This is a genomic window from Pseudoalteromonas sp. S558, assembly GCF_005886635.1.
In the GTDB taxonomy this organism is placed as follows: Bacteria; Pseudomonadota; Gammaproteobacteria; order Enterobacterales; family Alteromonadaceae; genus Pseudoalteromonas; species Pseudoalteromonas aliena.
The window spans coordinates 1-23993 of sequence record NZ_PNDU01000023.1 but is presented as its reverse complement, the minus strand read 5'-3'; the positions used below and the strand labels follow the sequence as shown (position 1 = coordinate 23993).

General features: G+C 39.3%; 26 protein-coding genes. 10 read left to right on the top strand and 16 right to left on the bottom strand.

What is annotated here, in order from left to right:
* The first annotated feature begins 68 nt into the window (after positions 1-68).
* Together mtnN and CWB66_RS02135 are read left to right on the top strand one after the other, a co-directional pair.
* Positions 69-776, top strand: coding sequence for a 5'-methylthioadenosine/S-adenosylhomocysteine nucleosidase (gene mtnN, locus CWB66_RS02140; protein ID WP_138584166.1), 708 nt, complete (start codon positions 69-71; stop codon positions 774-776).
* Entirely contained in the window at positions 777-1721 is a 945-nt protein-coding gene (locus CWB66_RS02135; RefSeq protein WP_138584165.1) for a cobalamin biosynthesis protein CobD/CbiB, read from the top strand.
* Positions 1722-1954: 233 nt separating this feature from the next.
* Here CWB66_RS02135 and tyrS read toward each other — a convergent pair whose 3' ends face one another.
* Positions 1955-3154 (bottom strand): tyrosine--tRNA ligase, encoded by a 1200-nt coding sequence (gene tyrS / locus CWB66_RS02130; RefSeq protein ID WP_077537029.1) that lies wholly within the window; start codon positions 3152-3154, stop codon positions 1955-1957.
* Between the two features lie 323 nt (positions 3155-3477).
* Between tyrS and CWB66_RS02125 the strand changes: the two genes are divergently transcribed.
* Complete coding sequence (locus CWB66_RS02125) at positions 3478-4791, top strand: peptidoglycan DD-metalloendopeptidase family protein (protein WP_138584164.1); 1314 nt, start codon at positions 3478-3480, stop codon at positions 4789-4791.
* A 74-nt stretch (positions 4792-4865) separates the two neighbouring features.
* Here the strand turns inward: CWB66_RS02125 and CWB66_RS22165 are convergent, their stop codons facing one another.
* The 5 genes from CWB66_RS22165 to CWB66_RS02105 form a co-directional block, all read right to left on the bottom strand.
* Positions 4866-5042, bottom strand: a complete 177-nt coding sequence (locus tag CWB66_RS22165) for a hypothetical protein (RefSeq protein ID WP_167368313.1) — start codon at positions 5040-5042, stop codon at positions 4866-4868.
* Positions 5043-5055: 13 nt separating this feature from the next.
* Positions 5056-6027, bottom strand: a complete 972-nt coding sequence (locus tag CWB66_RS02120; protein ID WP_138584163.1) for an aldo/keto reductase — start codon at positions 6025-6027, stop codon at positions 5056-5058.
* Positions 6028-6168: 141 nt separating this feature from the next.
* Positions 6169-7299 carry a sodium ion-translocating decarboxylase subunit beta gene (locus CWB66_RS02115; protein ID WP_138584162.1) on the bottom strand — a complete coding sequence of 377 codons (1131 nt, stop codon included), beginning with the start codon at positions 7297-7299 and terminating at the stop codon, positions 6169-6171.
* Between the two features lie 14 nt (positions 7300-7313).
* Positions 7314-9095: a sodium-extruding oxaloacetate decarboxylase subunit alpha gene (gene oadA, locus CWB66_RS02110; protein WP_138584161.1), complete on the bottom strand. Its 1782-nt coding sequence runs from the start codon at positions 9093-9095 to the stop codon at positions 7314-7316.
* An 11-nt stretch (positions 9096-9106) separates the two neighbouring features.
* Positions 9107-9352 (bottom strand): OadG family protein, encoded by a 246-nt coding sequence (locus CWB66_RS02105; RefSeq protein WP_077537024.1) that lies wholly within the window; start codon positions 9350-9352, stop codon positions 9107-9109.
* 526 nt (positions 9353-9878) lie between these two features.
* On the opposite strand from CWB66_RS02105, the gene CWB66_RS02100 reads away from it, so the two are divergent.
* The 3 genes from CWB66_RS02100 to CWB66_RS02090 all read left to right on the top strand — a co-directional run bounded on the left by CWB66_RS02100 (position 9879) and on the right by CWB66_RS02090 (position 10899).
* Entirely contained in the window at positions 9879-10052 is a 174-nt protein-coding gene (locus tag CWB66_RS02100; protein WP_006794345.1) for a DUF1328 family protein, read from the top strand.
* 54 nt (positions 10053-10106) lie between these two features.
* Complete coding sequence (locus CWB66_RS02095) at positions 10107-10298, top strand: hypothetical protein (RefSeq protein WP_138584160.1); 192 nt, start codon at positions 10107-10109, stop codon at positions 10296-10298.
* A 133-nt stretch (positions 10299-10431) separates the two neighbouring features.
* Entirely contained in the window at positions 10432-10899 is a 468-nt protein-coding gene (locus CWB66_RS02090; RefSeq protein WP_138584159.1) for a YcxB family protein, read from the top strand.
* 51 nt (positions 10900-10950) lie between these two features.
* Here CWB66_RS02090 and csrA read toward each other — a convergent pair whose 3' ends face one another.
* From csrA to CWB66_RS02060, 6 genes are all read right to left on the bottom strand, one after another.
* Positions 10951-11142 carry a carbon storage regulator CsrA gene (gene csrA / locus CWB66_RS02085; RefSeq protein WP_004587515.1) on the bottom strand — a complete coding sequence of 64 codons (192 nt, stop codon included), beginning with the start codon at positions 11140-11142 and terminating at the stop codon, positions 10951-10953.
* 91 nt (positions 11143-11233) lie between these two features.
* Positions 11234-12451: an aspartate kinase gene (locus tag CWB66_RS02080; protein WP_138584158.1), complete on the bottom strand. Its 1218-nt coding sequence runs from the start codon at positions 12449-12451 to the stop codon at positions 11234-11236.
* Positions 12452-12457: 6 nt separating this feature from the next.
* The gene (alaS, locus tag CWB66_RS02075) at positions 12458-15058 is read right to left on the bottom strand and encodes an alanine--tRNA ligase (protein WP_138584157.1); all 2601 of its coding nucleotides are present in this window, start codon (positions 15056-15058) and stop codon (positions 12458-12460) included.
* Between the two features lie 19 nt (positions 15059-15077).
* On the bottom strand, positions 15078-15530 hold the full coding sequence (locus CWB66_RS02070; RefSeq protein WP_077537019.1) for a regulatory protein RecX: 453 nt from the start codon (positions 15528-15530) through the stop codon (positions 15078-15080).
* Positions 15530-16318 carry a BPSS1780 family membrane protein gene (locus tag CWB66_RS02065; protein WP_138584156.1) on the bottom strand — a complete coding sequence of 263 codons (789 nt, stop codon included), beginning with the start codon at positions 16316-16318 and terminating at the stop codon, positions 15530-15532. The genes CWB66_RS02070 and CWB66_RS02065 overlap by 1 nt, the downstream gene beginning before the upstream one ends.
* Before the next feature lie 81 nt (positions 16319-16399).
* Positions 16400-17023 carry a GTP cyclohydrolase II gene (locus CWB66_RS02060; RefSeq protein ID WP_138584155.1) on the bottom strand — a complete coding sequence of 208 codons (624 nt, stop codon included), beginning with the start codon at positions 17021-17023 and terminating at the stop codon, positions 16400-16402.
* A gap of 248 nt (positions 17024-17271) precedes the next feature.
* Here CWB66_RS02060 and CWB66_RS02055 point away from each other — a divergent pair, with 248 nt between their 5' ends.
* Positions 17272-18369, top strand: coding sequence for an energy transducer TonB (locus CWB66_RS02055; protein ID WP_138584154.1), 1098 nt, complete (start codon positions 17272-17274; stop codon positions 18367-18369).
* 57 nt (positions 18370-18426) lie between these two features.
* On the opposite strand, the gene CWB66_RS02050 is transcribed toward CWB66_RS02055, so the two are convergent.
* The 3 genes from CWB66_RS02050 to CWB66_RS02040 all read right to left on the bottom strand — a co-directional run bounded on the left by CWB66_RS02050 (position 18427) and on the right by CWB66_RS02040 (position 20029).
* Complete coding sequence (locus CWB66_RS02050; RefSeq protein ID WP_138584153.1) at positions 18427-18939, bottom strand: hypothetical protein; 513 nt, start codon at positions 18937-18939, stop codon at positions 18427-18429.
* A gap of 99 nt (positions 18940-19038) precedes the next feature.
* Positions 19039-19488, bottom strand: coding sequence for a low molecular weight protein-tyrosine-phosphatase (locus CWB66_RS02045; protein ID WP_138584152.1), 450 nt, complete (start codon positions 19486-19488; stop codon positions 19039-19041).
* A gap of 34 nt (positions 19489-19522) precedes the next feature.
* Positions 19523-20029, bottom strand: a complete 507-nt coding sequence (locus CWB66_RS02040) for a DUF3087 domain-containing protein (RefSeq protein WP_138584151.1) — start codon at positions 20027-20029, stop codon at positions 19523-19525.
* 156 nt (positions 20030-20185) lie between these two features.
* Here CWB66_RS02040 and CWB66_RS02035 point away from each other — a divergent pair, with 156 nt between their 5' ends.
* From CWB66_RS02035 to CWB66_RS02025, 3 genes are all read left to right on the top strand, one after another.
* A complete protein-coding gene (locus CWB66_RS02035) occupies positions 20186-20815 on the top strand; it encodes an energy transducer TonB (RefSeq protein WP_138584150.1) in 630 nt (209 codons plus the stop codon).
* A 176-nt stretch (positions 20816-20991) separates the two neighbouring features.
* Positions 20992-21579 (top strand): sigma-70 family RNA polymerase sigma factor, encoded by a 588-nt coding sequence (locus tag CWB66_RS02030; RefSeq protein ID WP_138584149.1) that lies wholly within the window; start codon positions 20992-20994, stop codon positions 21577-21579.
* On the top strand, positions 21572-22183 hold the full coding sequence (locus CWB66_RS02025; RefSeq protein ID WP_138584148.1) for a hypothetical protein: 612 nt from the start codon (positions 21572-21574) through the stop codon (positions 22181-22183). Before CWB66_RS02030 ends, CWB66_RS02025 begins: the two co-directional genes overlap by 8 nt.
* 85 nt (positions 22184-22268) lie before the next feature.
* Here CWB66_RS02025 and CWB66_RS02020 read toward each other — a convergent pair whose 3' ends face one another.
* Complete coding sequence (locus tag CWB66_RS02020) at positions 22269-23942, bottom strand: KAP family P-loop NTPase fold protein (protein WP_138584147.1); 1674 nt, start codon at positions 23940-23942, stop codon at positions 22269-22271.
* Between the last annotated feature and the right edge of the window lie 51 nt (positions 23943-23993).

The following is a 23993-nucleotide window of genomic DNA, read 5'->3' as shown; positions in this document are numbered from 1 at the left end:
TCGCTTTTTTGTTTTTTATAACTAACTTCACGTATAATAAATTTATTCAAACTCAGGAATTTAAAACTATGAACGTTGGTATTATTGGCGCAATGGAGCCAGAAGTTAAAATTTTGCGTGAAGCCATGCAAAATCCACAAATTTTGACTAAAGCAGGTTTCACTTTTTATACTGGCGAATTGGCTGGTAATACAGTCACACTCGTTCAATCTGGTATTGGAAAGGTAGCCTCAACTATTGCAACTACCTTACTTATTGATAACTTTAAACCTGATTGTGTTATCAATACGGGTTCTGCAGGTGGTTTTGATCCATCACTTAGCGTTGGCGATGTAGTAATTTCATCAGAAGTGCGTCATCACGATGTAGATGTAACTGCTTTTGGTTATGAGATTGGCCAAGTACCACAAATGCCAGCAGGCTTTACAGCTCACCCTAAATTGGTTGAAGCTGCGCAGCAAACAATTACACAAATTAGTGATGTTAAAACCTTAGTAGGTCTAATTTGTACTGGTGATACATTTATGTGTGACCCTGTACGTATTGATAAAGCACGTAATGACTTTCCTACAATGCTTGCTGTTGAAATGGAAGGCGCTTCAATAGCGCAGACGTGTTTTGCACTGAGCACCCCGTTTGTGGTTATCCGTTCGATGTCAGATATTGCCGGCAAAGAATCTCCGCAGTCGTTTGAAGAATACCTAGAAACCGCATCAATCAATTCATCTAAAATGGTTGTTGCACTTCTAGAAAAACTAACCGCTGTTAAGCTTTAAATGCTTAGCAATATTGTTCAAAACCATTTGGACTTTATTGCCTTTATTATAGCGCTCCTTGCTGAGCGCTTTATTCCTTTAGTTAGTTGGTATCATCCAAGTACAGCCTTAGTCGCTATTTTTCGCGCAATTGGAAAGCGTACTTATAAACCTAAAGAACCTGATAACTATCAATACTTGGCCGCAATGCTAGCTAGCACGCTTATTTTAAGTATTGTACTCATTATTGTTGTACTAATATTAGAGTTTGCTTTTTACCCTGAGCTACTCGCAGGGCTTATTTTATACCTCTGCCTAGAAAGCAAAGGCGTAGAAAAAAAAGCGATTCGCATTGCAAAATTAACTAAACAAAACCAAAAATCTGCTGCTCGCGAACTTTTAAAGCCGCTACTGGCCCGTGATGTGAGCCAACTCTCTGCCCCTGGAATTATTAAAGCACTCATAGAGAGCTTAATATTACGCAGCGCTCGTTATTACTTTGTTGTTATATTTATATTTTTAGTACTTGGCCCAATAGCTGTGCTCGCCTATCGATTATTAACTTTGATTCAATATGCATGGCGTTCTGAAATAACTCCCAACAGTCCTTTTTTAGCACCACTTAAATTGATTCTCTTTGCTATAGAGTTTATTCCTATACGTTTACTTGCATTCACGGTGATTATCAGTAATGAAAGTAAACTCGCAGTACATTATATAAAGCATTACGGCAGGCACTTTTATCAAACAAATACCGGTTGGCTGCTAAGTGCTTTTTCTGCCTCGCTGGGAATACAATTAGGGGGACCTGCGATATATTTTGGCAAACGATTTAATAAAATGCGTATTGGTACTGACAGACTTCCTGTTGCAGATGATGTGCCGACTATAATTAATAGGTTAAACCAAATTCGTGCATTTTGGTTGTTAGTAATTGTGGCTGTTGAAGTATTAAAAATAATTTAATACCAATCTGCTTATATGTGGGGTCTATTTAACGTTAAGAAAATTACGCTAGAACTAGGCAAAAATTTTTGTATCTAGTTGTTCTAAATAAAAATTTTTAACGACGTTATAGTGCAATTTAATTCGTTAAATTGATCAAAGATTTATGCAGTTTGGTATAATTACTTGTCTAGACTAAAAGTACAAATACAAAAAAACCAGCCTAAGCTGGTTCTTTAGTTTTTAAACTGTGCTTAAGCAACCGTAATGTTTGCAAACTTGCGCTTACCTACTTGATAAATAGCCGTTGTACCCTTTGCTATTTCAAGTTTAGTATCAGTGATTTTCTCTTCACCATTGAGTTTAACCGCACCTTGCTTAATCATCCGCATTGCTTCTGAAGTACTTGCTACTAAGTTTGCTTCTTTAAGTAAATTAGCAATCAAAATAGTGTCATCTTCAGTTGTTACAGTCATATCAAGGATTTCATCTGGTAGCGCTTTTTTCTGAAAACGCTGAATAAAATCGTCATGGGCTGCTTGCGCATCAGCCGCACTATGAAAGCGAGTTATTAACTCTTTTGCCAGTTCAATTTTGATATCGCGTGGGTTAGTTCCCTGCTCAACACGTTCTTTTTGAGCTGCAATTTCGTCTATAGAAAGCGCACTTAACAAATCGTAGTAACGCCACATTAGCACGTCACTAATTGACATTATTTTACCAAACATATCATTTGGCGCATCAGTAATGCCAATGTAATTGCCAAGCGATTTAGACATTTTTTGAACGCCATCAGTGCCTTCCAGCAATGGCATCATAAGTACTGTTTGTGGTTTTTGACCTTCAACTTTTTGAAGCTCGCGGCCCATTAATAAGTTAAAGCGCTGATCGGTACCACCAAGTTCTACGTCTGATTCAAGCGCAACAGAATCCCAACCTTGCACTAAAGGGTATAAAAATTCATGTATTGCAATCGGCTGACCACTACCATAACGCTTTTTAAAATCATCACGCTCTAGCATACGCGCAACGGTTTGGTTTGCAGCTAATTTAATCATACCTGCGGCACCTAGCTTTTCCATCCAAGTAGAATTAAATGCAACCGTTGTTTTTGCAGGATCAAGAATTTTAAACACTTGTTCTTTATACGTCTCAGCATTAGCAAGTACGTCTTCACGAGTAAGTGGTTTACGCGTTACGTTTTTACCCGTTGGATCACCAATCATGCCGGTAAAATCACCAATTAAGAAAATAACCTCATGGCCTAAGTCTTGAAAAGTCTTCATTTTATTAATTAGTACAGTGTGGCCTAGGTGTAAATCAGGTGCTGTTGGATCAAAGCCAGCCTTAATTTTTAACTTTTTGCCCGACTTAAGTTTTTCAACTAATTCGTCTTCAATTAATATTTCTTCTGCACCGCGTTTTATCTCTGCTAGAGCGGTTTGTAAATCCACTTTGTATTACTCCAAAATTCTGCCGACGAAGGGGGCGACTAGTTACTTGCGCAATCTCGGTTTAATAAGCTTTAAACCGAATCTATATGTGTAGCTAACATAACAAATTTTTAATCAATTTAAACAACTTTTTGATCGATTCATGCAACTAAATAAAAACAAAGCCGTCTTAATTTGTTACGCAGTTAAAAAAGGTTTTAAAAGCCCGATTTTAGCGCAATTTGCCGCCAGTTTAAATCTACAAAACACTGGTATTCGTACATTATTAGGTATATCCTGCAATATTATGTATTTATTATCTTGACAGCAGGAAAAGGCACTTTATGGTTCACGTGGTTAACACGCTCCCCAAAAAACACAAATTGCTTATCTTAGGCCTAGTTTCTGCGATCATCGGCTTGACCTTTCTTCCATCCGAAAAAGCAACCGCTTCCAAAGACAACAGTGCAAACGCACTAGAAATTGGTAAGCGTTATGAATTACTCGTTAAAGTTGATAGCAAAGAAAAACTAACAGAGTTAAATTCAGAGCACGCCGCAGAAAAACTACCTGAGTATAATCTAGTCGATCACCAAGTTAAAAATGGTGACAACTTAGCAATCATATTTAAACGCGCAGGCTTTTCAGCTCAAACGCTCTACAAGCTTGTTAATACTAATGCCGAAACGCGAAAGCTTACTAAAATCCACCCAGGAGAAGTATTAAGTTTTGCAACGTCAGCAGATGGCGAGCTCGCTCAATTACGCTATGTTATTTCTAAAACCGACACATTATTTATTACTCTAAATGATGAAGGTAACTACGATACAGCCATCGATAGTAAAGAAATTGAAACTCTGACAAAAACGGCTGGTGGCGAAATAGCTAACAACTTTTGGACCTCTGCCATTGCAGCAGGTTTAAGTGAACGCCAAATAATGAACTTTGCTGATATATTTGGCTGGGATGTTGATTTTGCAAACGACATTCGCAAAAACGATCAGTTTGGTTTAATTTACGAGTCTCATTACGTAGATGGTGAATTTATTGGCACTGGTAAAATTATTGCAGCTGAATTTATTAATCAAGGCCAACGTTTTTCTGCTATTCGTCACACCGATGGAAGTTTTTATACGCCTGAAGGGCGTAGTATGAAAAAAGCATTTTTACGTGCACCTGTCAGCTTTAAATATATTAGTTCGAGCTTTAACCCTCGCCGCTTACACCCAGTAACAGGAAAAGTTAAAGCTCACCGTGGTATCGACTTTGCAGCACGCACCGGTACACCGGTCGTTGCATCTGGTAACGGTAAAGTAATTAAAGCGGGTTACAGCAAATACAATGGCAACTACGTATTTATTAGCCACGGTACACAATACGTAACTAAGTACTTACACTTAAATAAAAAACTAGTTAAAACGGGCCAAAAAGTTAAACAGGGTCAAAAAATTGGTACTGTAGGGTCTACTGGTCGTGTTACTGGCGCGCATTTGCATTATGAGTTTTTAGTCAATGGCGTTCATCGTAACCCTAAAACGGTAAAACTACCTAAATCTGAGCCATTACCGCGCTCAGAACTTGCTAAATTTAAACCTATTGCAGATAGCTTTATTGCCCAACTTGAGCGCAATCGCGAGCTACAATTAGCACTTAAATAAAGTTTATTTATAAGTATTAAAAAAGCCTTTGCAGGGTTAACCTGCAAAGGTTTTTTTGTATACGCTATAAACCATTAATACACTAATACATAAATAAGCTGAATAACCAAAGATACCATCACTAACGGCCATATATATTTGCTGTACTTAGTTGCGCCTTCGAGTCCCATTTTACTTTGGTATTTTTCAAGTAATGGGATCAGCACTGCTAAGGCGACAAATAAACAAATTAAAATAACAAATATGTTCATAGTTAAACCTTATTTACGGTAATTCATTGCCTTTAGCACTGACATAAAGCGCGTACCAATGCTCTCGGGTTAATTCTACGTTTACAGCATCACAAGAAGCTTGAATTCGCTTAGCATTAGTTGTCCCAATAATGGGCTGAATCGATGCTGGATGACGAAGTATCCACGCAAGTACAATTGCCTCAGCAGAAGTACCATAAAGTGCAGCCAGCTTGTTAACTAAAAGACTCGTATTTATATCAGCCTGAGATGCGTTTGATAAATCGCTTCCTGTATATAGACCTTGGCACAGACTTCCCCAGCTTTGTATTTGAATATCAAAGCTGCGGCAATATTCAATACACCCAGGTGTAAAATTGAGATTTTTACCATCGGTGTTACCGGTGTAAACGCCCTCATCAACAAACTGATGCTTTTGTAGGCTCGCTTCAATTTGATTAGCCACTATGGGCATATCAAGCGCATGCTGCAAAAAATTCATTTGGTGCTGCTGCATATTCGATACTGCAAAGTGTCGCACCTTGCCACTTTCTTTTAAACAACTAAATACACGGGCAATTTCATCAACTTCCATGAGTGGATCTGGGCGATGCAGCATAAGTACATCTAAATACTCTGTGTTTAGTCGCTTTAAGGACGCTTCAACTGATTGCTCAATCCAGTTAGCCGAAAAGTCGTAGCGTTTTGGCCATAAGTCATCTTCAAAACGAATACCACACTTAGATTGCAGATATATGTGTTCTCTAAGGTTTGACCGTTCACTTAACACCTTACCAAATACTTGTTCAGCTTTACCAAAAGTATAAATATCTGCATGATCAAAAAAGTTAATACCGCCTTCAATAGCGTTATCTATACATTCATGAGTTTGTTTAACGTGCGTGTCAGTAATTGCGTCTTTATTCCAACCGCCGCCCAAGCCCATACATCCAAATACAAGCTTACTAACGTTCGGTAAATATTTTGCCAGAGGAGTGTGGAGCATTTTGACTATCCTTAAAATTGCGAAGAGTATCCACTGTAAACAAAAAGCGCTAAACAAGAAACCATTAAGCGATGAGAAATTAATAACAAAAAAAAGCGCAGTAAACTGCGCTAAATCATTTATTAACTGCCACTTTAATTATTAGCCAACAAGTGCTAATAAAATACCCGCAGCAACTGCACTACCAAGTACACCCGCTACGTTGGGGCCCATTGCATGCATAAGCAAAAAGTTATGTGGATTACTTTCAAGGCCAACTTTATTAACCACTCGCGCGGCCATTGGTACTGCAGATACTCCCGCTGCACCAATTAATGGGTTGATAGGTGTTTTAGATATGCGGTTAAGTCCTTTTGCCATAAATACGCCTGATGCCGTACCAATTGCAAAAGCCAGTGCGCCAAGCACTAAAATACCAATCGTCTCAACCGTTAAAAACTTATCCGCCGCGAGCTTTGAACCGACCGCTAACCCTAAAAATATAGTGGTTACATTGATGATTTCGTTTTGCGCACTGTTGCTCAATCTATCAACAACCCCTGACTCACGCATTAAGTTACCTAAGCAAAACATCCCCACTAGCGGTATTGCTGCTGGTAAAAACATGGCAGTTAAACTAAGCACCATAAGCGGAAAAATAATTTTTTCTTTTTTTGATACTTTACGCAGCTCTGGCATTTTAATTTTGCGCTCTTCTGGTGTCGTTAATGCTCGCATAATTGGCGGCTGAATAATTGGCACCAATGCCATGTATGAGTATGCTGCGACCGCAATTGCGCCGAGTAAATCAGGAGCTAGTTTTGATGCTAAAAATATTGCAGTAGGGCCATCGGCACCACCAATAATAGCAATAGCGGACGCATCCTGTAGGGTAAACTCAAAGCCTGGCACATAGTTTAGTAATATCGCGCCAAACAGTGTAGCAAAAATACCAAACTGTGCAGCCGCACCTAATAACAGCATACGAGGGTTTGCAATAAGTGCACTAAAATCAGTTAGCGCTCCGACCCCCATAAATATCAACAGCGGAAAAATCCCCGTATCAATACCTACATAATATACGTAGTACAAAAGTCCACCAGGGTCTGATAAACCAGCCACGGGTATGTTTGTTAATATAGCGCCAAAGCCAATAGGTAATAACAGCAATGGTTCAAAGCCTTTAACTATCGCTAAAAATAATAGTAAACAACCTACCGCAATCATTATTAGCGATGGGATTGTAAAGTTAGCGATGCCTGTTGCATGCCAGAGGTTTAAAATACCGTCCATCCTCTATTTACTCCTTATGCTAATGCAATCATAGCGTCGCCCGTTGTAACTGAGTCACCCTCAGAAACAAGTACTTCAGCAACAGTACCGGTGTGCATAGCACGCACTTCCGTTTCCATTTTCATGGCTTCCATAATGATTACTACATCACCTTCATTTACCACTTGCCCCGCTTTTACTTTAACCTTAAAAATATTACCCGCTAAAGGTGCGTTAAGTGTCTCGCCCGAGGCAACCGACGCAGACTGGGGCATATGCTCGGAATCTTTTAAGGTTACTTCTTTAAGCTCACCGCCTTGCGCTACTACTACGTCGTAAACTTTACCGTCTACTTTTACGCTGTATTGCTCGGCCTTTACGCTGTGATTATTTAAAGCAGATTTAGAGGGGGCTTTATTGCTTTTATCTTCAACACAAGGCACTGGTTCAAATGCATCTGGGTTGTTACGATTTTTAATAAATTTTAAACCAACTTGTGGGAATAATGCATAAGTTAGTACGTCATCAATTTGCTCATCAGCCAGTGTTAAACCTTGCTCTTGCGCTTCTTTTAACAACTCAGCTTCAAGCGTTGCAAGCTCAGGCGCAATATTATCAGCAGGACGACAGGTGATTACCTCTACACCATCAAGTACACGCTCTTGTAGATCTTTATTCATTGGCGCGGGTGTTAAGCCATACTCACCTTTTAATACGCCCGCAGTTTCTTTAGTAATTGTTTTATAACGCTCACCCGTTAGTACATTAAGTACCGCTTGAGTGCCTACAATTTGCGACGTGGGTGTTACTAATGGTAAAAAGCCTAGATCTTCTCGTACGCGCGGTATCTCAAGTAAAACCTCATTAAGCTTATCTGCTGCGCCTTGCTCTTTAAGCTGGTTTTCCATATTTGTAAGCATGCCACCAGGTACTTGAGCGAGCAAAATACGTCCATCAACCCCTTTTAAACTACCTTCAAATGCCGCATATTTTTTACGTACGTCTCTAAAATAAGCCGCTATTTCTTCTAGGTGATTTAAATCAAGTTCAGTGTCACGTTCGGTTCCTTCAACAATTGCCACAATGGTTTCGGTTGCTGAATGTCCGTAAGTCATGCTCATAGATGAAATAGCGGTATCAAGCATATCAATGCCCGCATCGATCGCCTTTTGATAAGTTGCTGTACTTAAACCAGTTGTAGCGTGGCACTGCATAGCAATAGGAACCGAGACGGTTTCTTTAAGTGCTTTAATTAGTTTTTCAGCGTCGTATGGTTTTAATAAACCCGCCATATCTTTAATACAAATTGAGTGGCAACCTAAATCTTCTAATTGCTTAGCTAGCGTTAGCCACATATCAAGCGTGTGTACAGGGCTTACAGTATAAGAAATAGTACCTTGAGCATGTGCGCCTACTTTTATAGCCGCTTTAATCGCTGTTTCAAGGTTACGTACATCGTTCATTGCATCAAAAATACGAAAAACATCAACACCATTTTTATGTGCGCGCTCTACAAATTTTTCAACCACGTCATCTGCGTAATGGCGGTAACCTAATAAGTTTTGACCACGTAATAACATTTGCTGTTTAGTATTAGGCATTGCTTTTTTAAGTGCACGAATACGTTCCCATGGGTCTTCGCCTAAATAACGAATACACGAATCAAATGTAGCACCACCCCACGATTCAATAGACCAATAACCTGCATTATCTAATTTACTAGCAATTGGCAGCATATCGTCAAGGCGCATTCGGGTTGCGAGTAATGATTGGTGCGCGTCGCGTAATACCAATTCTGTTAATTTTAATTTAGCCATGAATGTGCCCCTTATTTATTATTTGATTTGTACTGAGCAATGGCAGCACTAATAGCAGCGATGTGCTCATTAGGCACACCTTGAGATTTAAAAGATGGCGATTTAGCTGGTGATGCTACCTCTGGTTCGCTAAAGCGCGTTACCAAACTAGACATAAGCGTTACTGCACCAATTAATATCGACAGAAATACAAACACCCCAACCATACCGGTGAGCATTAAACTACCAGCTGTTGTGAGTAGAGCACCTATATCCATTTATTTCCCCTTGAAACCTACATTGAAATAAAAAATCAATTTAATTAAATATTTATTCATTGGATGATAACAAAACCAATAACTTTGTCTACACCTTGTAAATTGGTAAAACCAATTAATCTTAAAACAACATACCACCCAATTAATTTACATGCTGTAGGCCAATAAAAACAGGACCTACAATACATAGAGTGAATAACAACTATAGCTAAAAATTATATATAAGTTGTTAATTAACTATTTAACCTAGTAAAAATAGACATTAAAAATTATAAAAATCATAAAGCAACCTCACAATTGCAAATTGGTCTTACCAAATAAAATATATCCAGTAAATATTTATCAGTAATTTTCAGTAATTTTCAGTAGTGTGAATAAGTTACATAACAAAGCGTAAAAGTTACTAACCAATTAAAAATCAAAAACGCACAAAAACCATAACCCCATGATATTAAACAAAAATAAATATTGGCATGTAACTGGCATTAGTTATTGCGAGCAAAATTTATAAACCAAGGAGAAAACAATGTTACGCTGGACAATTACATTTCTAGTTATTGCTTTAATCGCTGCAGTGTTAGGTTTTGGTGGCATCGCAGGTGCCGCAGCTGGTATAGCAAAAATTATATTTTTTATCTTTATAGTACTTTTAGTGATTTCATTAGTTTCAGGTGCACTACGTGGAAAATCTCCCAGGTAGATAAAGCACTAACCTAACACTAAAATTTAATTTAAACTTACAAGGAATCACATTATGAAATCTACAACTTTAAAAGCAGCACTAATTGGTCTATTCGCAAGTTTTTTCATCATGGGTTGTGAAGACAACCACGCAGAAGACGCAGGCGAACGTATTGACGAAGCAGTAACCGACGTGCAGAACAAAGTAGAAGATGCATGCGAAGAAGTTAAAGAAGGCGTAAACGCTGAAGAAACTAACTGTTAATACTTTTAGCACCGCTAAAAAACGGCTCTTGAGCCGTTTTTTTGTGTCTGCAATAAAATCACTGACTATAAAGCTGCTCATTTAGAGGTTAGCTTGTTAAAATAGAAAAAAATGATACTTTAAATAAGATAATATGGCACTTACAACGACCTACACACTCGATAAACCCTATTTTTACGAGTGCTTTGATGAATCACTGCCTTACAGTAAACGCGCAAAACCTAAGTATTTTTTACTTGTGTTGCTCGTTGCACTTGGTTTATTTGGTATTTATGGGTTAAATGATCACTACTTAGGATCGTTTTTGATTATGCTTGGTGTACTAGAGTGCGTCGCTTTTTACTATCGCAGACCTTGGTGGGTAACCAGACAAATGCTTAGTAGAGCTTCTGGCTCAGAAGTAACACTTACCTTCGATGACGACGGTATTAAATCTGCCAATCATTACAAAAACTATCAATTAGCATGGCAAGACATCAATACAGTAATAGATACGCAGCAAGGTATCCTGCTTCAAAATAAAAGCGGTATGCAGTATATTTCAAAGCAAATTCTCAGCTCTGAAATACTCGATTTCATAAGCAAAAAAACCACTCAATGAGTGGTTTTTTAATATAGCCCAGTAAAGTACTCAGCTATTTATACGTGTTGATTAAGCATTGCCCGGATTTGGGTTCGACTTTTCAGCTTGTATGCGCATATAAATCTCTTCACGATGCACTGATACGTCTTTTGGTGCATTAACACCGATTCGAACTTGATTTCCTTTAACACCTAGCACGGTAACTGTTACTTCGTCACCAATCATTAGGGTTTCACCCACTCTACGAGTTAGTATTAGCATTCTATTGCTCCCATGTTCCAATATAAATTATAAGATTCCGCTTAAACATATTAATGAAAATCAGACTGAAAAGTAAGTAAAAACTACCAATCTATTCATTTTCTGTTAAAAATGCTTTATGTAATGCACGAACAGCCAACTCTAGGTACTTTTCATCTATTAAAACTGAAATTTTAATCTCTGAAGTAGACACTAAAACAACATTAATGTTTTCCTGTGCTAATGCATCAAAAAATAAACTAGCGACACCAGAATGCGATTTCATACCCATCCCCACAGCAGACACTTTAGCAACTGTGGTTAACCCGCCTACATTTTGAGCACCGAGTTGAACTTGTTGCTCAGAGATTAATTCAAGTGCTTGCAGGTAATCATTCGAGTGCACTGTAAAAGCATAGTCTATTTTTTCAAAGTTATGATTAACTTGATTAATCATATCTATTTCGATGCCATTATCGGCAAAAAGTTTCAATATTTTTGAAAGATTTTGCGTACCTGCTGGAACGTCTTCTACTTTAATTAAGCACTCATCGCGATTAAACGCAATTCCCGATACCACCTTGTTTGGCATATCGCTCTCCTCAAAACTTATTAACGTGCCTTCATCGGGATTAAAGCTCGAAAGCACCCTAAGTGGCACATTGTGCCTACCTGCAGCTTCTACTGAGCGTATATGCAAAACTTTCGCCCCTAAACTTGCCAGCTCCAGCATTTCAGCAAATGTAACTTGGCCCATTCTGCGCGCGTTGGGCTCGACACGAGGATCTGTAGTATATACGCCGTCAACGTCTGTATAGATCTGGCATTCGTCGGCTTTTATGGCTGCTGCTATTTCGACAGCCGATGTATCGGTGCCACCGCGTCCAAGCGTTGTAATGTTGCCCTCAATATCACGTCCCTGAAACCCAGCAATAATAGCAATACGATTATGCTCAAGCTCATGCTTTAAGCGCGTAGCAGCAACCTCTGCAATGCGAGCTTTACCAAACATGTTATCGGTTAATATATTGACTTGATCGGCTAATAAACTCACCGCTGAGTGGCCACGTTTTATAATAGCCATAGCGAGCAGTGATACAGAAACCTGCTCTCCAGTGCTAATAAGTACATCGAGTTCACGGCTACTCGGGCGAGTATCTATTTGTTTGGCAAGATTAATTAAGCGGTTGGTTTCTCCCGACATAGCCGAGAGCACCACAACCACTTGATGTCCTTGTTGTCTGGTTTTTACAACAAGGTCGGCAACCGCTTCAATTCGCTCTATTGAGCCGACCGAAGTGCCACCGAACTTTTGAACAATAAGCGCCACTTAGGCTTAAGTACGCTCAGTTAACCAAGCAGTAACGCTATCCAGTGCAGTAGCAAGGTTTTGTGGCTCACTACCACCGGCTTGTGCCATATCTGGACGACCGCCACCTTTACCACCTACTTGGCCTGCCATATGATTAACTAACTCACCGGCTTTTACTTTGCCTGTTAGGTCTTTCGTTACACCGGCAATTAGGCTTACTTTGTCGCCACTGGCAACACCTAGTGCAATAACACCTGAGCCAATTTTGTTTTTAAGGTCATCAACCATACCGCGCAGTGCTTTAGATTCAGTACCTTCAACGTTTGCTACAAGTAGCTTAACACCGTTTATTTCAACAATCGAATCGAGTAAAGACGCACCCGCTGCACTTGCCAACTTATCGTTAAGTTGCGCAATTTGCTTTTCAAGGCTTTTTGACTTCTCAAGTAAAGCAGTTACTTTTTCAAGAACTGATGCACTATCGCCTTTAACTAAAGCCGCAACATCGCTAAGTTGTTGCTCTTGCTCGCTAACGTACGCTACAGCATCTGCACCGGTTACGGCTTCAATACGGCGTACGCCTGCGGCAATACCGCTTTCAGATACAATTTTGAATAAACCAATGTCGCCTGCGCGTTCAACGTGAGTACCACCACAAAGCTCAATAGAGTAGTCACCAATGGTTACTACACGTACTTCGTCATCGTACTTTTCGCCAAACAACGCCATAGCGCCTTTAGCTTTAGCATCATCAATAGCCATAAGCTCAGTATTAAGTGCAAAATTACGACGAATTTCGTCATTAACTACGCGCTCAATTTCACGTAGCTCATCTTTAGTTACGGCTTCAAAATGCGAGAAATCAAAACGTAAACGATCAGGTTGAACAAGTGAGCCTTTTTGACCTACATGGTCACCTAATAGTTGGCGAAGTGCTTCGTGCAAAATATGCGTAGCTGTGTGGTTTTTCTTGATGCTGTCGCGGCGCGTATTATCAATAGTTGCGTCAATTTTATCGTTAACACCAATACGACCTTGTACAGTACCGTGGTGAGCAAATGCATTACCAAGCTTAGTTGTATTAGTAACATTAAATTCGCCACCAGCCACTGTAATAGTACCCGTGTCGCCCGTTTGGCCGCCTGATTCAGCGTAAAACGGTGTGCGGTTTAGTACTACAATACCTTTTTGACCATCTTCTAGTAACTGAACAGCTTCACCACCGGCAAAAATTTCAACCACTGTCGCGCTATAATGTGTGCTGTCGTAACCTTTAAAGTCAGTGTGTTTATCTGATTTTAATTGATCGTTATAATCGGCACCAAACTTACCCGCTTGCTGCGCTGTTTTGCGTTGTACAGCCATACACTCTTCAAAGCCTTGATGATCAATCGTCATCTGGCGCTCACGCGCAACATCGGCCGTTAAATCAGCTGGAAAACCGTACGTATCGTAAAGTTTAAATACTAAGTCGCCCGGTATAATATCGCCTTTAAGGTCGCTTAAGCTTTCTTCTAAAATAGCTAAGCCACGCTCAAGTGTTTTACCAAACTGTTCTTCTTCAATGCGTAATACTTTTTCGATAATTTCTTGTTGCTTAGCAAGCTCAGGATACGCTTGACCCATTTGCTCAATTAACGCCGCAACTAATTTATAGAAAAACGAACCTTGTGCGCCTAACTTATTACCGTGGCGCACAGCACGACGAATAATACGACGCAGTACATAACCACGGCCTTCGTTAGATGGCATAACACCGTCTGAGATTAAAAACGCACACGAACGAATATGATCCGCCACTACGCGTAGTGACTTGTCGCCCATATCTTGTGCGTTAGTTACACTTGCAGCAGCGGCAATTAAGCCTTGGAATAAATCGATTTCGTAGTTTGAATGCACGCCCTGCAAAATAGCAGCAATACGCTCAAGGCCCATGCCCGTATCAACAGACTGCTTAGGTAGAGGCAACATAGTACCGTCGCTTTGACGGTTGTATTGCATAAATACAAGGTTCCAAATTTCGATGAAACGATCGCCGTCTTCCTCGGGTGAGCCCGGAGGTCCGCCCCAAATATGCTCGCCATGGTCATAAAATATTTCAGAACACGGACCACACGGACCAGTATCGCCCATTGACCAAAAGTTGTCTGAGGTCGCAATACGAATAATACGATCTTCACTTAAGCCAATGTCTTTTGACCAGTACTCAAACGCTTCTTCGTCATCGTGATAAATAGTTACTAAAAGTTTTTCTTTTGGTAGGCTTACTACCTCAGTTAAAAACTCCCATGCAAACTTAATCGCGTCTTGCTTAAAGTAATCACCGAAGCTGAAGTTACCTAGCATTTCAAAAAATGTATGGTGGCGTGCTGTGTAGCCTACGTTTTCTAAATCGTTATGCTTACCGCCTGCACGTACACAGCGCTGCGAGCTTGTCGCACGTGTATAAGGGCGGCTTTCTGCGCCTAAAAATACATCTTTAAATTGCACCATACCGGCATTGTTAAATAACAACGTGGCATCGTTACCCGGAATAAGCGAGCTTGAAGGGACAACTTGGTGTTGTTTGCTGGCAAAAAAGTCTAAAAATTGTTGCCTAATTTGTGCGGTAGTCATGTGCTGCATTTGAAAGTCTCACCTGTATTTACTGTGCTTGCATTGCAAAATTAATTTCATCGTAGCTAAAACCCCGATACATTAAGTAGCGCACGCGCTTAGCTTTATCTTTGTAATCGAGGTCGGCCGGTGTATTCGAATATTTTTTATTGTACGCATCCTGCGCAAGCTCAAACCAATCTACTTCAAGCTCTTCAACTACTATTCCTAATAGCGAACGATCAATCCCTTTGCCCATCGCTTCGCTTTGTATTCGCTTAAGCCCGTGACATTTAAATATGTGTTTTCTTACAAAGCCTTCACAGTATCGCTGCTCGTTAATAAAATTGTGCTTTTCGCACCAATCAAGCAACGTTTCAATAAACTCTTCTGTGGCTTCTTTTTGCTGTAATTTGAGCGTTAACTCACGACGCGAATATTCTTGGCGCCCTAGTAACCAAAGTACATAGTTTTTTAGTTTTTGCTTTAATTTATCATCCATTAAGCGTCAAAACGTCCGCTTGTTTCACTGCTAAGTGGCTTAACATTAATGTCGTCACTTGGTGGTACAACAGGCATAAAAATGGCTTGATAAGATACAAAAAAGCTAATGTAGCAAATTGGCATTAAAATCAACAGTGGTAAGAACGATAAGAACATCGAAAGCGCCATAAATAATGCGCAAATAAGGCCAAAAACGCCAAGTGGCAAAATATTATGATAAAACACCATTAACGACTTTTTAAGCGCCGTTAAAATACGTGTTTCTTTACTAAAATAAACAAGTGGCACAGCGTACGCAAATGCCGTTAAATAAATTAGCATTGCCATAAAAAATAAAATTACATTCGCGCCCGAAATACTCTCAAGCATTTGTTCAAGTGCTACGTTTGGGTCAAGTCCTGGTTGGCTCATAACAGCCACTGCATCGGCAAATAAGCCATTAGCAAGTAACGCCATTAAAATACCCGCCCCCATTTGATAAAGTGCTAAACGTAATAACCCTAAACGATTTCCCTTAGCCGAAAATGGTCTGAGGATATCAGCTAACATTATTTTTCCACCTTGCTGTTTTGTAAGTACAGCTTGATAAAATCCAGCCGTTAAAAATGGCGTAGCTAGCGCTGCCACAACTTGCAGCAGTGGTAAAAATAATGACAGTAGCCCTACAATACCAATAAATAAATGCATAAAAATAAAGGTTGCTGGCTGGGTTTTAAAAATAAGCCATCCGGCTTTTAACCACTTTAGCCCAGCATCGGCTTTAAAAATTCGTAATTGTGTAGACATACTTGCTCTTAATTTATAACGAAACACGCCAAGTATAACTTGGCGTGAGGGGGGATTAATAGACGAAACGTAATTAAATGATTAAGGTTTTTTAATTTTCTTAATATCTAACATGTGTGCACCATGCTTAATTTTTGTTTCTAGGTACGACTTATTACCCGCAACACCCGCTTTAATGTGCGCATGTGTACCTACAACCGAATCAACATTAATACCGGCGTCTTTTAATGCGTTAAGCTTTTTCGGATTATTGGTCATTAATTTAACGTGGCTTAAATTAAGCGCATTGAGCATTAATACCGCATCCGAAAAGTCGCGTAAATCATCAGCAAAGCCTAAATGGTTATTAGCTTCGTAGGTGTTCATACCCTGCGATTGTAATACGTAAGCATCAATTTTATTGTATAAACCAATGCCACGGCCTTCTTGGCGTAAATATAATAAAATACCGCCTTTTTCGTGCATCATTTCAATACATTCATTTAGCTGCTCGCCGCAATCGCAACGCGATGAGTAAAATACATCACCCGTTAAACACTCTGAATGCATACGAATAAGCGGTATATCTTGCTCTGTATCAGCGTTGTTAAACACCATAGCAATATGTTCTTTGCCATCTTTTAAATCAGTAAATGAGATTATTTCTGCAGGGATATCACTATTTCTGCCAACATTAAGCTGGACTCTTGCTCTTACTTGCGCCACGACAAATCCAAATATTTAAATAACTACGACACGACAATAAAGTGATAATATCACAAAATAGGATAAATACACCGTAGTACAAGACTGTTTATGGCAATTATATGGCGACGACAGGCGTTATTTTCAATGACAGTTAGCAATAAATTGATGCAAATAGAGCACTGTATTGTTTACGTTAATTTACCCAAAAAAATGACAGATACTTACTAATTTGATATTTTGTAAGCCAGACAATGATAGGGATTATTATGAAACGCCAACAACTCGCCTTAATTATAGGCTTAAGCTTATCAACGCTAAGTACTTATTCACTTGCAAGCCAAGCAACAAACCCACAAGTCAACTTTTCACAAGCGTACCAAACCTACTTAACTGCAGTTGCAGAAAATAAAAACGTGAAGCAAGCCGCTGAGCTTGCTTATACCTTAGGCTCAGCTAATTATGGCGAAGAGTCAGATAACACAGCAAACCTTGCTATTAATTATGCCAAAGCTATTAACCCACGCATTAGCGATGGTTACGAGCAGCGTTACGCACTTTATAAGCAAGCGCACGACATTTTAGGTAAAAATCACGGTAATAAATCAGTCGAAACACTCGACGCTCTGCTAGGTATGGCAAGTAATACCGAATCAGATAGAGAAGCTGCTAACCATTTTGAACACATGATTGATATAGCAGCGGAGCAAAATAATCCAAAGCTTGTTGCCGACATGCAATTTGAAGCCGCCTCTGTGCTTGCTCGAAAGTTTTCACATAAATATTACCGCAAAGCTAAACGTTATTTAGAACAGGCTGATGAGTACTATCAAGCCAATTTGCCTGAAAATTCAGTTGATCGTATCAAAGCAGATTTTTTAATGGCCTCATTCGCAGAAGGTCGTAAAAAGTATAATCAAGCGATTGCAAGACTAAACCGTGTAGTGAGTGTATTCGATAACAACTTAAATTTTGATCACAGCGCAGAGCTAAGCGCGCACTCTAAGCTTATTGGGCTTTACGAGAAACAAGGCAAAAGTGATGAAGCAACTAAACACTGTTTAGCTATTGCTAAAATGGTGCCATGGAAAGAATCGCAAGAGCAAAAACCGCTTTACCGTGTCAATCCCGATTACCCTTCAAATAAGGCAAAACAAGGTCGAAGTGGCAGTGTTGCTATGGAATTTGAAGTAGACACGGCAGGATTTGTAAAAAACGTTAGTATATTAAACTCTAATGGTGGTGTCTCTTTTGAAAAATCGGCGATAAAAGCTGTTGAGCAATGGCGCTATGCACCAAAGTTTGAAAAAGGACAACCAGTTTCAGCAACATCTCAAGTACGACTAGACTTTAGAATGAATCCTTAATTATAAAAAAAAGCGCCGTTTGGCGCCTTTTTGCCTTAATTATTATTCTCAAAGCAGTTAAAATTCATAGCTTAAACTAATACCGCCATCCGCTCTTTTTTCGTTACTATCACTTGCTTTACCATAACCTATATCTAATTCTAGTCTAAAACCGGAATTGTTTAACCCATTAAAGTTATAGCTGTAAGTAAGCCCTACACCGTTAGTGGTTTCTTCATCAAAAATACCGCTAATTACACAACCTATAATATTACCAAATTCACTTGCTATATCGTCATTTGTTGAATTTTCACACTTTTGATCAGTATCTCTTGCACCAATAGCGCCCACAAGCGCGCCAAAAGCATGTTTTTTATTATCGCTTACTGCTTGTTCAAAACCTGCTGAAAATCCATCATCAAGGCCTAGTTTATAGTTTGCATACCAGCGTTGTGTGTCGTCGTTAGCCGATAAAGACACCTCAGGAATAACCAAATAAGGATAGCCACCCCCAATAGAAAAACTAACATCATTAGCAAAAGTAGAACAAGAAGCGATAGATAAAGTCAGTAGTAATATTTTTATTTTCATAGAGTTCCCTTTGAGTAAGCATAAAATGTACTTACTTTAGGGACGCTGTGCAATACGACAAAAAGCTCGTTAAATTTAGCTTTAGTAATAAAATAGGGATTAAATTTTTGACAAAATCTTATCGCTTGCCGCTTCAATTAAATCGAGCACCTTTTCAAAGCCATCATCACCGCCGTAATACGGATCTGGAATTGCACTAACGCTCTGTCCACCAAACTCTAAAAACAACGCTAATTTGTACTGTAGATGCTCAGGGCATTGAGCTTTTAAATCAGCTAAATTTTGCGTATCGGCCGCTAAAATTAAATCAAACTCAGTAAAGTCGCTTGTACGTACTTTGCGTGAATAAATACCTTTAAAGCTATAACCACGTTTTTCGCCTGCAGCCATTGAGCGACTATCAGGCGTTTTACCTTCGTGGTAACCAATAGTGCCTGCCGAATCCACTTTAACGTTAACACCTAGCTTTTTAGCACGGGCTTTTAATACCGCCTCTGCAGTTGGCGAGCGGCAAATATTACCTAAACACACTATGAGTACTTTTTTCATTAAGGCTCCTCTAACTAATTTAAAAACCTAAGCTTTAAAACTGTTTTAAAATACTTGCGTCGTAATCTTCAACATTAAGCGTTACGTTATGTTGCGCTGCAACAGATTCAAGCTCAGCTTGTTTAATGGCTAAATCGTCCATAGTGATTAGGTTATCGTCTAGCTGCCACAATAACCGAGAGCCCGCGTAGCTATAATGAATTGCTAATAACGCATCGGCATTGCCTTCACGGCCAGCGGCTTTTAACTTAGCCATTTTACGGGTTATTTTATTAAGTGCTTTTTTAAGCTCCCACACATAAACAACTTCAGTCATAAAGCTATGCGTACGATATTTATTAAGTAACCACGCAAGCCCAACGCTTGTAATAACAACGCCTATTAAGTTCCAATGAAAGTGGCTACCACTTTCATCAGGAAATAAAGCAATCAGCGTTTGCGATATAGCCAAGCTGCCTACAGCCAAGCCAATACCACACCCTGCAATAACACGGTTTAAATGTTTACGGTAACGCGCTTTATTTATTTCAATGAGTTGCATAACAGCCTAAAAAGTTAATAAGTAAAAGAATGCGAATGGCTATTGTAACTAAACCCCACATTTTTTATAAAATTATTTCACCCCTTTTTGATTTGCCACCCGTTATAGCTTTGAAAACACCCTAATTGTAGTGGTCAATAAAATTTGGAGCGGCTTATGCACACACTTGAAGTACCTAACAACCCAGTATTTATTAAAACATCGACCGCCGTTATTGGCGGTGCCGCAATGACCTTTGCAGCTTTTGCGTTTATGCAATATTTAATAAGTGGCGAGCAACGCGCACCGGTTAAACCGGGGGGCGATATTATAGTAGAGATTTTTCAAGCGCCTGAGGATTCAAAAGTCAGGCATATACAAAAAATACAGCCGCCACCGCCAATGCCTAAAGTGCCGCCAAAAGCACCACCGCTTGATACATCAGCCGATCCTGTGTTGGCAATTAGCGACTTTACGCCAGTTACAATTGATGATTTTGGTGACGACATTAACAACACCATTAATCGCCCAACAGGGGATGCAACACCCATAGTGCGCATAAACCCTAAATACCCAACCACAGCAGCACGCGATGGTATTGAAGGTTGGGTGCAACTAAGCTTTAGTATTTCGCCAACGGGGGAAGTAATCGACCCCGTAGTTATTAACGCCGAGCCAAAACGTACCTTTGACCGCGAAGCAATAAGAGCAATTAAACGCTGGAAATATCGCCCCAAAGTAATTGAAGGTGTGGCACAATTACAAACTGGTCAAACCGTACAACTCGATTTTAAATTACAACAATAATACCAATCCGCAATAATACTTAATCATTTTGCGGGGCTAAACGTGTCGCTACCTGCGTTAAAAAATTCTCATTTAGAACAACTAAATAGCGAATTTTTTGCCTAGCTATCAACACGTTTTTCCGCCCTCAAAATGGACCACTTAATTAAGCGAATTGGTATAAGAGCGATGAGCCTATGCTACTAAGTATTAAGTCATGGTTATTTGAAACGCCAAGCAAGGACTGCATGGCAAGTTACGCAAAAAGTGGCGACAATCGTTACTTAGAGCAGCTTATTGCCCTCTACAGTAACGACTTATACCACTACCTTGTTACGCAATCTAATACGCATTTAGCATACGACGTAAGCCAACAAACATGGCTAAAAGTAATCGAAAAACGCCACCTTTACCAAGCGCAGACCACACCTAAAGCGTGGTTATTTAAACTTGCCCGCAACACACTCATTGACGAATACCGCAGGCAACAGCACTTTGTAGAGCTTGACGAAAACACGCATTTAGCAGCACAAAATGATAAGAGCGAAAGCGACTTAACTAGTGGAGACTCGCATATAGGCAGCTCAAACATAAGTTACGAAGCGTTCGACGCTGCGCTAAAACAACTTACCTTTGTACAGCGCGAAGCCATAACCTTGCAACAAGAAGGCTTTTCGCTCACCGACATAGAACTTATAACGCAAAGCAGCCTTGAGACCATTAAAACAAGGCTGCGCTATGCCAAACAAAATCTTAAACGTTTATTAGGAGCAAAGAATGAATAAGCCTGATGAGCCGCTTAATCAAAAGCTCGCACAACATTACAAAGAGCGAAAAGCGCGCACTACACTTACAAGCGTTCAGCAAAAAGCGTTACTTAAAAAGGCCACACACACAAAGCCTAAAAAGCTCGGCTTTACGTTGCAGCTAACCAGCCTTGCCTGCGCACTGGGTGTGTTCGCCTTTATTGTGTTTGATAATAACGATGGCTTTAACCACGCGCCTAAAATCGTGCTTAACACCATAGACATTCACGACTATTCATTTATAAAAACACACGAAATAAATCAAGCAGGTAGCTACGCAAGCTCCATTACAGAGCAAAAACACGCACTCGACAGCCAATTAGCTAACGATTTACGCCGCCACCAACAACGCCACATAGAATACGGCACTCTAGTCAAGGTAGATAACGACTGGTACATAGCTAGCTGTAATGACGAGGTGCTAGTGCAAATTAAGCATTCACTGTTGAGTGATTTAAAGGGTAAACATGCGGTTGAAAGTGGTCTAAATACGGGTGATATACTCGCTATGGCGCATAACGGTAAAGGGCAGATTATTGCGCTTAAACATGCGGGAGCTGGGGTTAGGCAGTGTGGGGCTTAGGTGGTTTGGCTCAGTTAAGGTTGGCGGTAATTCAGATAAAATTACCACCGAGAACACAGAGGCGCTTCGCGCTGCACAGAGATAGTTAACTATCGCCCATGTAATCTAATGGTGAGGAAAGCTCTATAAAATCACGATATTGCTCTTTGGTAATTTTGTTGTATTCATCTTTAATATAAATATAATCTAACCAAAGCTTTGTTACATTTTCAGATTTAGAGTTTTTTACATTGCTTTCCGCTAAGCTTTTTTCGGCCCTTTGAAGTTCAGATATGTTATCGTTTCTCGAATTCGCTACAGGGCTTCGAAAAGCTCTTTTATATCCAACTACTAAACAGAATATGTGCTCTACAAATTTAGATAAAGTAATAGTGTAGTTATCTTCTAAATAATTGTTCTTGCTTCTACCTGTATGGTCCACAAAGAAATCTTCTGTATGCGACTTTGTATCTATATAATATGTGATATTTTTGGATAGATACTTTTCCAATTTGTTTTTTTGTAAAAAAACACTTAAATTTATCTTTTTTATACCACCTTTATTGTCTGGCTCTTCTCGCTGAAATAGTCCACTAATTATCTCTTCATAAAGTGGGTAGTCTTTTTCATGGATACAAAACAAAATAGCGAGCACAAGTACATCAACTTTTTTACCACTTGGTAAATTTACAATAATTGCTGTAATGCGCTCAGTAATTTGAATAGCTGTTCTTGGAGATACCTGGAATGCATCTAATACAACTGAGATATTAGCTAAAGCGGTTTCGGGTGTCTTTGTTCGAGGGAGCATCTCAATTTTTCTACTTTTTAAATATGCAGATTCAAATTTAGTTGTATCGCTGTGTACTGATAAAAAATCCTTTAAAACAGGTCGTTTTAAGCTATAGCGGCTATTAAAAAAGCGGCCTAGGTAAATCTTAGCATCAAAGCCTTCACCATAAATTGATTTGATTGTATGTTGGAGTTGTTCTGTATCTGTTGCTACAACAAACACAATACCTTTAACATCAAAAATATGTTTAATCGTCTCTAACATTTCTACTGCATAACTTGGGCGACAACGATCTAATTCATCAATAAAAATAAATATGGGTAACGACTTATCTTCCTGCTTTTCAAACTTACTGACCCAATCATCTAACTTAGACTTTATTACTTCAATACTCTTATTTTTAGCTTCATGATCTTTAATTAAGTTTTGTGCTAAAGCTTTTATAGCAGGTGAAAATTCGGAGCTATTTTGCTTTACAGAATCGTTGTCCTCACTCTCTTCATCTTCTTCAGAAAATAACAATGTATTAAGCTCTGCTAGATCAATGCCTGATATTTTTTTAGTTAACCCTTGCGCTATTGCAGGTGCTACAGCCTTAAATATTGATGCAGCTTTATTAGGTATTTTAATAGTAAATGAAGCTTGTTTACCTAGTTGTTCAATTATTGCGGCAATTACAGTTAAAAATGGGTCATCTGAATAGTCTTGCTGCCATGCATCAATATATACAACAGGAAAATCTACTATTAATTCTTGTGACCAACGCTTTAGAAAATAGGTTTTACCTGCCCCCCATTCAGCATTTAAGTTTAATACATAGTTTTTCTTTTGTTCATCATCAGGCCTGCTTTCGTCAAATCCCTCTTGAGCCAATAATCTTGATAAAAATGTGGCATAGCGAGCACGATCTAATTTATCTGCAGGAAAATACTCTTCTAATGGAGGATTAGTTGCTTTACTCCAATTGAATTCTTTAATCTCTTTCATTTAATATCCCTTTAAATAATACTTTTTATATAGCAGGCATTGATCAGACCC